Annotated in this window: 10 protein-coding genes; 2 read left to right on the plus strand and 8 right to left on the minus strand. The window is 70.6% G+C overall.

Annotated features, from left to right (window positions below; all coding sequences use genetic code 11):
• Complete coding sequence (locus AB0M56_RS31280) at nt 1–531, minus strand: TetR/AcrR family transcriptional regulator (RefSeq protein WP_364182519.1); 531 nt, start codon at nt 529–531, stop codon at nt 1–3.
• Nucleotides 532–587: 56 nt separating this feature from the next.
• Between AB0M56_RS31280 and AB0M56_RS31285 the strand changes: the two genes are divergently transcribed.
• Both AB0M56_RS31285 and AB0M56_RS31290 read left to right on the plus strand, forming a co-directional pair.
• A complete protein-coding gene (locus tag AB0M56_RS31285) occupies nt 588–2105 on the plus strand; it encodes an AMP-binding protein (RefSeq protein WP_364182522.1) in 1518 nt (505 codons plus the stop codon).
• Nucleotides 2102–2866 carry a crotonase/enoyl-CoA hydratase family protein gene (locus AB0M56_RS31290; protein WP_364182525.1) on the plus strand — a complete coding sequence of 255 codons (765 nt, stop codon included), beginning with the start codon at nt 2102–2104 and terminating at the stop codon, nt 2864–2866. The genes AB0M56_RS31285 and AB0M56_RS31290 overlap by 4 nt, the downstream gene beginning before the upstream one ends.
• A gap of 41 nt (nt 2867–2907) precedes the next feature.
• On the opposite strand, the gene AB0M56_RS31295 is transcribed toward AB0M56_RS31290, so the two are convergent.
• The 7 genes from AB0M56_RS31295 to AB0M56_RS31325 form a co-directional block, all read right to left on the minus strand.
• Nucleotides 2908–4206, minus strand: a complete 1299-nt coding sequence (locus AB0M56_RS31295; protein ID WP_364182528.1) for a cation:dicarboxylase symporter family transporter — start codon at nt 4204–4206, stop codon at nt 2908–2910.
• A 46-nt stretch (nt 4207–4252) separates the two neighbouring features.
• Entirely contained in the window at nt 4253–5137 is an 885-nt protein-coding gene (locus tag AB0M56_RS31300; protein ID WP_364182531.1) for a hypothetical protein, read from the minus strand.
• The gene (locus tag AB0M56_RS31305; RefSeq protein ID WP_364182533.1) at nt 5130–5990 is read right to left on the minus strand and encodes an amidohydrolase family protein; all 861 of its coding nucleotides are present in this window, start codon (nt 5988–5990) and stop codon (nt 5130–5132) included. Before AB0M56_RS31305 ends, AB0M56_RS31300 begins: the two co-directional genes overlap by 8 nt.
• 414 nt (nt 5991–6404) lie before the next feature.
• A complete protein-coding gene (locus AB0M56_RS31310) occupies nt 6405–6878 on the minus strand; it encodes a carboxymuconolactone decarboxylase family protein (protein ID WP_364182536.1) in 474 nt (157 codons plus the stop codon).
• Nucleotides 6879–6981: 103 nt separating this feature from the next.
• A complete protein-coding gene (locus tag AB0M56_RS31315) occupies nt 6982–8817 on the minus strand; it encodes a beta-galactosidase family protein (protein WP_364182538.1) in 1836 nt (611 codons plus the stop codon).
• Between the two features lie 21 nt (nt 8818–8838).
• Nucleotides 8839–10737, minus strand: a complete 1899-nt coding sequence (locus tag AB0M56_RS31320) for a beta-N-acetylglucosaminidase domain-containing protein (protein WP_364182541.1) — start codon at nt 10735–10737, stop codon at nt 8839–8841.
• A 16-nt stretch (nt 10738–10753) separates the two neighbouring features.
• Nucleotides 10754–12631, minus strand: a complete 1878-nt coding sequence (locus AB0M56_RS31325) for an alpha-L-fucosidase (RefSeq protein WP_364182544.1) — start codon at nt 12629–12631, stop codon at nt 10754–10756.
• Nucleotides 12632–12671: the final 40 nt, after the last annotated feature.

Raw genomic sequence — 12671 nt, forward strand, 5'->3', positions numbered from 1 at the left:
TCAGCCCAGGCGGTCGAACCACCGGTCCACGACGGCGTCGGCGACCGTGGTGTCGTCGCGCAGGATGCTGGTGAGCGCGAGGCCCCGCAACACCATCAGCAGCGATTCGTAACCGACGCGATCGTCTCCTGTGGACTCGAACGCCGACCGCAGCTCCCGCCCCAGCTCGCGTTCCGCGGGCAGCAACGCCGCCCGCAACGCCGGATCGGTCCGCGCGCCGAGCCAGAGTTCCAGCCCCGCCAGGAACAACGGCCCCGACATCGCCTCCCGCAACGCCGTCACCAGCTGCCGCCGCGAATCCGCGCCGGCGAGCCGAACCTGCGCCAGCTGCTGCTCGGCGATGTAGTGGATCGCCGCGACGAACAGGTCCGCCTTCGAGCCGAAGTGGTGCAGCAGCGCACCCCGCGACACCCCCGCCCGCTCCTGCACGCGCTGCGTCGTCGTGCCGGCGTAGCCGAAGTCCACCAGGCACCTGACGGTGGCGTCCAGCAGGGTCTGGTGAGTGCGCGCTCGTTGTTCGCTGCGGGTCACCCGGGTAGCCTACCGTTCTCGTTGACAGTCCAGACGGACTGTGAAAACCTCCGGGCATGCTCGCTGTGGAGTTGGTGCGCCGGGGTGCCCAGCGCTTCGCGGATCGCACGGCCGTGGTCATCGGCGACCGGGAGTTCTCCTTCGCCGAAGTCGACGAGCGCGCCAGCCGCCTCGCCAACGCCCTGCTCGCCGCGGGCGCCGACCGCGGCACGAGAGTGGGGCTGCTGGTCGACAACGGCGAGTGGTCCATTCCGCTCGACTTCGCCTGTCTCAAGGCCGGCGTGACCAGGGTGCCACTCAACGCCCGCCTCGCCGTGGCCGAGCAGACCCGGATGCTCGCCGAATCCGGCGTGGCCCTGCTCGTGTACAGCAAGCCGCTGGCCGAACGGGCCGCGACACTCGCCGAAGCCCTCGACGGCCTGCGACTGGCCGGGCTCGGTGACCGGCAACGCGCCCAGGACCTCGACCTCGTCGACGAACTGGACCGCGTTCCGGCGGCCGATCCGCGCGTCCCGGTCGCCCCGGACGACGTCATGCTCGCCCTCTACACGTCCGGCACCACCGGCACGCTCAAGGCCGCGCAGCACACCCAGGCCGGCTACGCCGCGATCACCGCCAACATCCTCGCCAACCTCCTCTCCCCCGACCGCGACTCGGCGATGCTGCACGCCGCGTCGCTCATCCACGCCAGCGGGACTTTCGTGCTGCCGTACTGGATCCGCGGCGGCCGCGCGGTCGTGCTGCCGGGCTTCGACCCCGAGTCCTATCCGGACTCGATCACCCGGCACCGCGTCACCGACGTCAACCTCGTGCCGACGATGCTCGGCCTGCTGCTCGCCGGGTCCACTCTGGACTCGGCAGCCAAGCTCGACACCATCGTCTACGGGGCCAGCCCCATGCCGAAGCCGCTGATCCAGGAAGCGCTGGACCGCTTCGGGCCGAAGTTCGTGCAGTACTACGGCCAAACCGAGGCTCCGTTGTGCCAGACGGTGCTCGGCAAAGCCGACCACCTGCAGAGCGACCTGCTCGGCTCATGCGGCCACCCCGCCGTCGACGCGGAGCTCCTGCTGACCGATCCCGACGGGAGTCCCGTGCCACACGGGGAGATCGGCGAGATCCGCGTGCGCGCGCCGTTCACGATGAGCGGGTACCTCGACGCGCCCGAGCTCACCGCGCAGACGCTCGTGGACGGCTGGATCCGCACCCGCGACCTGGCCCGCGCCGACGAGCGCGGCTACCTGTACCTGGTCGACCGCGCGAGCGACATGATCGTGACCGGCGGCTACAACGTCTACCCGCGCGAGGTCGAGGACGCGCTGGCCACGCACCCGGCCGTGGCCGAGACCGCCGTGGTCGGCGCGCCCGATCCGACGTGGGTCGAGGCCGTGACGGCGTTCGTCTCCCTGCGCCCGGGAGCGACAGTGTCCGAAGAGGACTTGCGCACGCACGTGCGCGGCCGGCTCGCCGGGTACAAGGTGCCCAAGAGCGTGCACGTGGTCGATGCGATCCCTAAGTCGGCGGTGGGCAAGATCCTGCGCCGCGCCCTGCGTGATCCCCTGTGGGAGGACCGATGAACGTCCTGGTCGAGAAGCGCGACCCCGTCACGATCGTGACGATCGATCGGCCCGAACGGCGCAACGCCGTCGACCGCGCCACGGCCGAGGCACTCGCCGGCGCGTTCCGCGCGTTCGACGCCGACGAGGACGCCTCCGTCGCCGTGTTGCAGGGCGCCGGCGGCACGTTCTGCGCGGGCGCCGACCTCAAAGCCGTCAGCGAAGGCCGGGGCAACCGCACCGAACCCTCGGGCGACGGTCCGATGGGACCGACGCGGCTGCGTCTGACCAAACCCGTCATCGCCGCGGTCAGCGGCCACGCCGTGGCAGGCGGGCTGGAGCTGGCGATCTGGTGCGACCTGCGCGTGGCCGACGAAACCGCTGTGTTCGGCGTGTTCTGCCGGCGCTGGGGCGTGCCGCTGATCGACGGCGGCACCGTGCGGCTGCCGCGCCTGATCGGCCAGAGCCACGCGCTGGACTTGATCTTGACGGGCCGCCCGGTCGCCGCCGACGAAGCGCTGCGCATGGGCTTGGCCAACCGCGTCGTCCCCGCCGGCCAGGCACTCGAGGCGGCGGTGGAACTCGCGAACAGCCTCGCCGCGTTCCCGCAGACCTGCCTGCGGGAGGACCGCGCGTCGGTGCTCGAACAACACGGCGCCACCGAAGAATCCGCCCTGGCCAACGAGTTCGGCCACGGCCTGGTCTCCCTGTCGAGCGACACCGTCGCCGGCGCCACCCGCTTCGCCCACGGCGCCGGCCGCCACGGTTCGTTCGACGCCTGAACCCGGGGCGGGGCACTGCGCGCAACCCCGCCCCGGATTCGTCACGCCGCGACGTAACCGGCGTCGAGCTCCCGATGGAGTGTCACGCGGTCGATCGCCTTCTCCCACTTGCCCACGACGAGTGTGGCCACGCAGTTGCCCGCGATGTTGGTGAACACGAACGCGGCCGACAGGACACTGTGGACACCCAGCACCAGCGCGATGCTGCTGACCGGGATCGTGTGCGTGGCCGCCAACGTCAGCGCCAGCACCGCGATGGCCGAACCCGACACGCCCGCGCCGCCCTTGGACGTCAGCAGCAACACGAACAGCAGGCCCAGCTGCGCTTGCCAGCTCAGGTCCGTGCCGGTGGCCTGAGCCAGGAACACGCTCACCGCGGCGAAGTACAGGCACGTGCCGTCGTGGTTGAAGCTGTACGCGGTGGGCAGCACGAGCCCCACCACCGGCTCGTCCACGCCCAGCTTTTCGAGCTTCGCCGTGAGCTGCGGAAACACGCTTTCCGACGAGCTCGTGCCGAGCACCAGCACCAGCTCCGCGCGGAAGTAGCGCAGCACCTTCCACAGGCTGACCCCGGCGTAGTGCGAGACCGGCCAGAGCACGAGGACGAAGAACAGCACCACGATCAGGTAGAACACCCCGACCAGCTTGCCCAACGGCAACAGCGTGCTCAGCCCGTACTTCGACACCGTGAACGCGATGGCCCCGAACGCGGCGAACGGCGCGAGCCGCATGACCTTCTTGATGATCCAGAACAGCGACTGCTGCACGGTGCCGACGATGTTCAGCACCGGCTGCGCCTTCTCGCCCAGCGCGGCGAGACCGCAGGCGAACAGGACCGAGAACACCAGGACCTGCAGGATCTCGCCCTTGGCGAACGCGTCGACGGCCGACGTGGGCACGAGGCTCACGAGGAAGTCGTCGAAGCCCTCCGACTTGGCCGGCGCCGCCGAAGCCGGCGCGTGCAGTGACGACGGGTCGATGTTCATGCCGATGCCGGGCTTGAGCACGTTGACCACCACGAGACCGATCACCAGTGCGATCGTGGTGATCACCTCGAAGTACACAATGGACTTCACCGCGATGCGGCCGACCTTGCCGAGGTCGCGCACACTGGCGATGCCGTGCGTGACCGTGCAGAAGATGATCAGGCCGACGACCATCTGGATGAGGTGGATGAAGATGTCGCCGAGGAAGTCGACGTGGTGGCCGACCGAGGGCGCGAGCGCGCCCACGAGCACGCCGGCGACGACGCCGGCGAGGACCTGGAAGGTCAGGTCCTGGTAGAACGGCTTGCGCTTGCGGGTCTGCCCGGGGGCGCCCGCGGACGTGGTTTCGCTCATCGTCTTCCGGTTTCTCCGTTGAATCTCCGGTGGGGAAAGCTGGGGGCTAACCGAGGATCCGGCGCGCCGGCTCGAACACCTCGTCGGCGTCGAGGCGGCGCGGTAGCAGGCCTTGTTCGAGGCACGCCTCCACGATCAGCTCGATCGGCCCGCTCAGCCGCTCGAAGCCGAACACCGTGGGGACCGGCGCGCCGTCGGGCCGCGAGACGGTCGCGTCGGCGCGGCGCAGCAGCTCGTACGCCTCGCGGACCGCGCCGGGGTCGCGGCGGCTCACGGACTCCCCCGCGACGACCATGTGGTTGATCGGCATGAAGCCGTGCTCGCGCCACCACTGCTCGTCTCGCGCGGCGGCGTCGGGGATCACCCGCACGAACTCGTCGCCTTCAGGCAGGTCGTTGCCGAGGATGGTGGCGTCGATGCGGCCCTCGCGCAGGAGGTCGGGCAGGCTCGCTTCGCCGACGCCGTGCTCGACGAAGTCCGGGTCCTCGTACTCGGCGACGTGGGCGCCGTCGCGGGTGAGCCAGTGGATGTCGCGCGAGGCGAGGCCGAAGTCCTCGGTGAGGTGCGCGCGGACCCACATGCCGGTGGTTTGGGTGAAGGCGCGCACGCCGATGCGCTTGCCCTTGAGCTCGGCCGGGTCCACCGGGCGCGACGCGTGGGCGATGAGGCAGCCGCGCTGGAACCGCGACGCGACCACGGCCGGCAGCAGCACCACGGGGCGGCCGTACGCGATCGCCTGCAGTGCCGTGACGATGGCCAGCTCGCTCAGGTCGTAGGCCTCGTCGCGCACCATCGGGGCGAACGCCTTGTGCACCGGCGAAACCGCGGTGAAGTCGAGCTCGACCGACGGGCTGGTGACCTCACCGTTCTTGAGCGGCCGGGTGTGCGGGTAGTCCGCGAGGACGGTCCGCAGGATCGTGGGCTCAGGCACGGCTCGCACCCTTCAGCGACGGGTAGAAGGCGGCGGCGGTCCCGCCGAAGATCTGGTCGAGGTCGGCTTCGGGCAGCACCGAGACCGTCTCGCGGGCCTCGGCCAGCAGGTCGGGCAGCACGCCGTCGGCCGCGGGGAAGTTGGAGCCCCACGCGATGCGGGCGGCGCCGTAGGCCGAGACCAGGTCCGTGAGGAAGTCTTCGGTCGTGGACGCGCCCTTCGCCGACGCGGCCAGCGCGCGGTGGGTGAGCTTGAGGTGCACACCGGGGTAGGCGGCCAGGTCGAACAGGTCCTTGGCCAGGCGGTACGGACGTCCGTCGGACAGGTCGGGGCGCGCGCAGTGGTCGAGCAGCACGCGCACGCGCGGAAAACGGTCGAGGATCTTGCGCAGCTTCGGCAGACCCTGGATCGTCATCTGCAGGCACACCGGGATGTCGTGCTTCTCGGCGTGGGCCCAGGCGGGGAACGAGTCCTCGTGGCCGAGCCAGTCGGCCTGGCCGGGCATGGTCGTGCCGGTGGTGAACAGGCGGAAGCCCGAGAGGCCGAGGCCCTGCCAGTGGTCGATCTTTTCGACGGCGTCGGGAGCCATCGCGTCGATCGAGTAGACGCCCGCGAAGCGGTCGGGGTGGCGGCGCAGCGCTTCGGCGACGTAGCGGTTGTCGTGACCGTACACCGTGGACGCCTGCACGACCACCGCCTGCGCGATGCCCGCCGTGTCGAGGGCCCGCACGAGGCCGTCGATGTCCACCGGGTGCGCCTTCGACCACTCGCTCTGCTTCCCGCCGATGGGGTCGACCGGGTACTGGCCCGCGTCCGGGGAGATGACGTGGGTGTGCGAGTCGATGATGTCCATGTGACCTCCTGTGAACCGGCGGTTCGGCGCAGCACCGGATCCTCGGCGACCCGGCTCGGAGCCCGCGCGCTCCGGCAGACGGGGACCATACACGATTGTTAACAATCTCGTACAAGATTGTGGGGACGATTTCGTTGGGGATCACAGTGCGCGGCGCCTCGTGAGCGCCGCGCGAGCCGGTTCCCGGGGAATCCGTGCAGGTGGGAGGGTGCGGGACGGGTGACCGTCCTGACAAGTGAGGGTGGCTGGAGACTCAGTGGCGCGGACGGTGGGACGGCGACACGCGGGAGGGTTCGCCTGTGCTGGACACGGGGGACAAAACCGAGCGATCCGGCCTCGGACAGCACAACGCCCCAGGCTCCGGAGGTCCGGTGCCTGGGGCGTCGTGGCGGTGGGAGCGGCGGCGAGCCGGGGTCAGCCGAACATGCCCACCTCGTAGTGGCCCGCCGGCTGCTGGGTGATGACGTTCATGCGATTGTAGGTGTTGATGAGGGCGATGAGCATGGTGAGGCCGGTGAGCTGGTCCTCGTCGTAGTGTTTAGCGGCCTGCTGCCAGACCTCGTCGCTGACGCCGCCCGCGGCGTCGGCGATCCGAGTGCCCTGTTCGGCCAGCTCGAGGGCCGCGCGCTCCGCGCCGGTGAAGACCGTGGCTTCGCGCCAGGCCGCGACGAGGTTGAGGCGCGTGGGCTCTTCGCCCGCGGCCACAGCTTCCTTGTAGTGCATGTCGGTGCAGAAGCCGCAGCCGTTGATCTGGCTGGCGCGCAGCTTCACGAGCTCCTGCGTCGCGGCGGGAAGGCCCGAGTCCGAGATCGGCTTGTTCGCCGCGTTGAGGTACTTCATGAACTTACCGGCGACCGCGTTCTCGAAGAGGTTGAGTCGTGCTTCCACTGGTCTGCTCCTTCGCCCTTTTCCACTGGTTACGCACTCTTGACGGGTGGGCGCGCGAAGTTGTGACACGAGTGAATGTGACCTGCATCTCAGCGGCCGGGTCTCACCCCAGATCGGTCTCCGCGCGGATCTCGAGCGTCTCCCCCGGCTGGTGCAGCTCCAGCACCACGAGCTCGTTGCGCCCCCGCCGCCACAACGGCGCCGGGGCGTAGAGAGTCCGTTGTGGACCGCGGCTCCAGTAGCGGCCCAGGTTGAAGCCGTTGAGCCAGACGATGCCCTTCTCCCAGCCCGGCAGCGCGACGAACCCGTCGGCGGGCGCCCCGATCGTCACCGTGGCCCGGTGGAAGGCCGGACCCACGCCCGGAGCATCCGCGGTGAAGTGCACTGTGGACAGATCGTCGAGCGGCAACGGCCGGATTTCCCAGCCGAAGAGCTTCTGCTGGGTGTTCATGGCGACCCACCCGTCGATGCCCTTGCGGTCGGCGAGGTACGGGCCGTAGTTGATCCGGCCCATGGTGTCCACGAGGATGTCGAGCTGGTTCTCCGCTTCCTCGAACACGAGGTCCACCGTGGCGTCGGGAGTGTTGCGGTCGAGGACGCCGACCTGCTTGCCACCGGCGAAGACCAGCGCACGGTCGGCGAGGCCGTGGATGCTCAGGGTGCCGTTGTGCGGGCCCTGCACCTTCGTCCGGTAGTGGATGAGCCCCGTGACCTGGCCGAGCTTCTCCATCGGCAACGGCTGCGGCGAGCGCACGACCTTCGACAACGCGGGCAGCGACTCCAGCAGCGACGCCGTCGCGTCCGGCTTCACCGTCTGCGGCGCCAGCCGCGGTGAACGGCCGGGGATCGGCCCGTCGGGCAGCTTCGTGTACTTGCCGATCACGGCCCGCAGCGCGGTGAACTTCGCGCCGAGGTCGCCCGCCTCCCCCACCGGCGAGTCGTAGTCATAGCTCGTGACGGTGGGCTGGTAGGTCGTGCCGGAGGTGTTGGCCCCGCTCGTGAAACCGAAGTTCGTGCCGCCGCACGCCATGTACAGGTTCACCGACGCGCCCGAGGCGAGCACCGTGTCGATGTAGCCCGCCATCTGCTGCGGGTCGCGGGTGTTGTGCTGCTCGCCCCAGTGGTCGAACCAGCCGTCCCAGAACTCCGCCATCATCACCGGCTTGCCGGGCTGGAACTTCTTCAGCGCTTCGAGACTCGGCACCGGATTGCCGTCGCCCGTGCCGACTTCGAGCGTGCCCGGCAGCGAGCCGAAGCGCATGAAGAAGTCCGACGCGCCGTCGGCCGCGAACAGCAGGCTCGTGCACCCGCGCGAACGGAGGCTGTCGCGCAGGTGCGCCAGGTACGAGGTGTCGTTGCCGTAGCTGCCGTACTCGTTCTCGATCTGCACGGCGATCACCGGCCCGCCGCGGTGCGCCTCCAGCGCGGCCAGGCGCGGCACGAGGTGGTCGTACCACGCGTCCACGGCCTTGAGGTACTTCGGATCGGCGCACCGGAGTTCGAGGTCGCGGTCGGCAAGCAGCCACGCGGGCAGGCCGCCGAACTCCCACTCCGCGCAGATGTACGGGCTCGGCCGCACGATCACCCGCAGGCCCACCTCGCCGGCGGTGCGGATGAACTTCGGCAGGTCGCGCCGGCCGCTGAAGTCCGGCAGGCCCGGCTTCGGCTGGTGGAAGTTCCACGCCACGTACGTCTCGACCGTGTTCAGGCCGAGCGCCCGCAGCCGCTCCAGCCGGTCGCGCCACTGGTCGGGGTGGATGCGGAAGTAGTGCACGGCACCCGAGATGATCTGGAACGGCTTGCCGTCCAACAGGAACTGCTCGCCGGACACGGTCAGTCCCCCACGACCCGCCGCGTCGGCGGGCCCGGCGAACACCGTGCTCGCCACGGCCAGCCCGGCGACCCCGCCGAGGAAACTCCTCCTGCTCACTGCACTCACGAAGCTCTCCGTCCTTCGGGGTCAGCCGAGCGTCGCGGCCCGGGCCTGGGTGATGAACGCGTCGAGGACCCCGTCGCCGACGAGCGCCTGCCGCACCCCCCATCGGTTGGTGTCGCCCGTCTTCACGGCCTGGGCCCGCGCGACGAGATCGTCGGCGGACGCGGTGAGCCGCTGCGCCGCCTTGGCGTCACCACGCCCGGCGGCCGCGAGGGCGTCGAGCTGGTCGACCATCGCGCCACCCCACAGAGCCGTCGCGTCGAGCCACGGCGAAGCCTCGTCGACGAACGCGCTCTCCACCCGGCCGCCGCGGATCACCTTCGCGGCATCGCGGATCTGCACCGCGTACTCCCGCAGGTCGGCCACCCGGTGGTCGCCCGCGTTCCACCGCTGCCAGAACGCCTTCGTCTTCGCCGCCAGCACCGGGGCCTGCGGCTGCCACGGCGTCGGGCCGAACGTCGGGGCCAGGTGCTCGAGGTCGGCGAACACCTGCAACGCGGCCGTGGCCCGGGCGTCGCCGCCCGCGAGCCGCGCAAGCGCTTGCGGCCACGACCGCTCCGGCGAGTACCCCGCGTCGTTCCACGCGAAGTCCGTGGCGCCGAACTCGGCGACCTCGCTGGCCGCCTCCTGGTTCATCGGGTTGGCGACGATCCCGTTGAGGTACTGCGAAAGCCCGGCCTCGCGCTGGGCGTAGGGCGCGAGCAGCAGGCGGCCGGCGGATTGCTCGTAGTCGTTCACGGGGTAGTTGTCCCAGAGGAACACTTTACGGCCGTACACAGTGGACACCTGCTGCGCCTCGTCGGTGGTGACGCTCGGCGGCACCACGTCCGTGCCGGTCCACTGCACGACCACCGACGGGTCGAGGTTCTCGCGCAGCTCGGTCTTGTACGGCGAGTCCTTGAGGTCGCTGTACTCGGTGGGCACCGTCTGCAGTGGACGGGCACCGTCGTGGGTCTCGACGAAGCCACTCGTGATCGCGTTGAGCAGTGACACCTGGGCCTTGCCCGCCGCGGCCTGGCCGGGCGCGCCGAACGCCGTCTGGTCGGCGGCGCAGTTCCACTTGGTGTAGGAGATGTCGTCGAACGGGATCGAGAACGACCGCACGCCGAGGTCGTACACCGACTGCAGCTTCGCCTTCACCGCGGCGAGATCGTCGGGCGAGGAGAAGCAGATCGACACGCCGGGCGAGAGCGCGTAGGTGAAGTCGACGTGGTGCTCGGTCGCCGACCGCACCAGCTGCCCGAGGGTGGCCAGCTCGTCGGCGGGGTAGGGATCGCGCCACTGCGCGCGCAGGTAGGCGTCGTCCTTGGCGCTGTAGACGTAGGTGTTGGCCTTGACCTCGCCGAGGAACGCGATCTGCCGCAGCCGGTCGGCGGTGCTCCACGGCGGGCCGTAGAAGCCCTCGATCGACCCGCGCAACGCCATGTTCGGCCAGTCGCGCACGGCCACGCCGCTGATGGCCCAGCCGTGACCGGACCGGACGAACAGCTGCCGCAACGTCTGCGCGCCGTAGTACTGGCCCGAGCCGTCGCGCCCGGCGATCACGATCTCGCCGCGCGTGGTGGTGAGCGAGTAGCCCTCGGCCTGGGCCGGTGCGGTGGTGCCGGCGCCGAGGCGGACGACCAGCGCGTGGCCGTGACGGGGTTCTCCGGCCACTGTGGTGACCTTGCGCGCGCCGTGCTCGCGGAACAGCGTGGTGACGAGGTCTTTCGCGGCGGCGTCGGTGGTGCCGTCGATGACGAGCACGACTTCGTCGGGCACGGCGACGTCGGCCGAGTCGCGGGCGAGTGACTGCGGTGTGGGCGTGACGACGGGTAGCGGCTGGGGGTGGTCGGGCGCGGCCGCCGCGGGCTGCGTGACGAGCGCGGCGAGCGAAACCCCGGCCGCGAGCACGGCGGCCAGGTGGCGCTTTCGTGAAGTCATCAAGGGATCCCTCGGGTCAGGCGGCCGGTGCCACGGTGCGGTACAGGGCGAAGGTCGAGAGGTACGGCGTGGCCCGCGCCTGGGTGATCACCACGCGCAGGTGGCTGGTCGTCACGGGTGCCGACAGCGTGACCAGGCGGCTGTAGCCGATGGTGGTGACGGTGCCGAGCGTCTGCCACGCGCCGTCGACCTCGGCCTGCACGGTCGCGCCCTCCACGTGCTGGCCGCGGCTGATGTCCTCGCCCAGGCGAATCTGGTCGAACGACGCGGGCCGGGCGAGCGGCACGTCGAGTGTGCCCGCGAGCGCACCGTGCGGTGGGGTCCAGGACGTCGTCAGCGAACCGTCGGTGACCGCGGCGACGGCCTTGTCGCCGGGCCGCGCGTGGGCCTGGTTCACCTGCGTGGCGGCGACGGATTGGCCGAAGGCAGCCAAAGCCGCGACGTCCGCGGGGGCGAACTCGCCGTCCGGGCCGGGTGGCACGTTCAGCAGCAGCGAGGAGTTGCGGCCCACTGTGCGCCGGTAGATGTCGACGAGTTGCGCGGCGGTTTTCGGCTGCTCTCCCGCGTGGAAGAACCAGCCGGGGCGGATCGAGACGTCGGATTCGGCCGGCGCCCACTGCAGGAAGCGCACGGACGGGTCGGCGAGCACCTGGCGCGAGCCGAGGTCGGTGGCCGTCGCGCCGCCGAGGAACAGTTCCTCGTTGTGCGCGGTGTTCGGGTCGCCGGTCGTCGGCAGCGGGCTCCACTCCGTGGTCCGCGCCTGGCCGGCCTCGTTGCCGACCCAGCGCACGCCGGCCGGCCCGGCGAACGTGACGGTGTTCGGCGAAAGCGCGTGGATCATCGAGAACCAGGTGGTGAAGTCGTAGTTCTCGCTGACGCCGCGGTCGCGCCACGGGTTGGCGCCGTCGAGCCACAGCTCGTCGATCGGGCCGTACTGGGTGAACAGTTCGTAGAGCTGGTTGAGGTAGTAGGTGTTGTAGTCGTCCTCGTTCACTCTGAAGCGCGGCAGCTTCCCGGCGGCCAGCGCGGCGGCTCGGTCGTCGTGCGCAACCAGCGTGGGGATCGTCCGTTCGGTCACGGCACTGCCGGTGCCGTAGCGGCCCTGGCCCTGCGGGGCGCTCGCGCGGTCGTCGTAGGTGGCCTGTTCCTCGATGGACAGCGACTGGCCGGCGGCGACCTTCGCCTCGATCCGCTTGACCTCGTCGGCGAAGAAAGTCGCGGGCAGCTCGGCGCCGTCGGCGGGCGAGAGGTAGACGCCGACCTCGAGACCGGCCTTGCGCGCGGAATCCACGTAGTCGCGCAGGATGTCGCCGCGCGGGTTGGTGCAGCCCGCGTCGCGCGCCTGCCAGAAGGCGGACGGGTCCTGCGAGTGCGTGGCCTGCGCGGCTTGTCGGGCGGCGTCGGCCTTCGGGTCGGTGCAGCCCGCGCTGAGCCACCACGGGCTGGCGACGACGGAGTGGTCGGTGTAGCGGGTCGGGTAGAGCACGAAACCGTCGTGGTGCTTGGCGGTGAGCATCACCTGCGTGACGCCGGCGGCCTTGAGCGAGCGCATCCACTGGTCGGTGTCCACGGCCGGTGGCGCGAACGTCGACTCCTTCTCGGCGCCCGAACCCCATTCGCGGTCGGTGAAGGTGTTCATGCCGAAATGCGTGAACGCGGTGACGGGCCGCTGCTGCCAGGCGAGCTGGCCGGGCCGTGGCACGACGGCGGCGGCCTTGGCCAGGACGCGGTCCATGCCGTCGCACGGCTGGACGGTCATGATCGCCGCGGTCTTGATCGGTCCGGTGCAGCCGCGGTCCGGCTGTGCGGCGGCACCGGGCGTGGCCGTGGATCCGGCCACGGCGAGGGAAAACAGTGCGGCCAGAACGGCGTTCCGGCGCGTCGAGATCGGCACGTGCTCCTCCTGACGGGTCCGCGCGGCCGCGTGCCCCGGT

The sequence above is a fragment of the Amycolatopsis sp. NPDC051372 genome (assembly GCF_040682095.1).
In the GTDB taxonomy this organism is placed as follows: Bacteria; Actinomycetota; Actinomycetes; order Mycobacteriales; family Pseudonocardiaceae; genus Amycolatopsis.

Excerpts from the sequence above, each read along its gene's own strand:
- AB0M56_RS31285 (WP_364182522.1), top strand. The coding sequence starts at position 588 with ATGCTCGCTGTGGAGTTGGTGCGCCGGGGTGCCCAGCGCTTCGCGGAT.
- AB0M56_RS31290 (WP_364182525.1), top strand. The coding sequence starts at position 2,102 with ATGAACGTCCTGGTCGAGAAGCGCGACCCCGTCACGATCGTGACGATC.
- AB0M56_RS31295 (WP_364182528.1), bottom strand. The coding sequence starts at position 4,206 with ATGAGCGAAACCACGTCCGCGGGCGCCCCCGGGCAGACCCGCAAGCGC.
- AB0M56_RS31305 (WP_364182533.1), bottom strand. The coding sequence starts at position 5,990 with ATGGACATCATCGACTCGCACACCCACGTCATCTCCCCGGACGCGGGC.
- AB0M56_RS31320 (WP_364182541.1), bottom strand. The coding sequence starts at position 10,737 with ATGACTTCACGAAAGCGCCACCTGGCCGCCGTGCTCGCGGCCGGGGTT.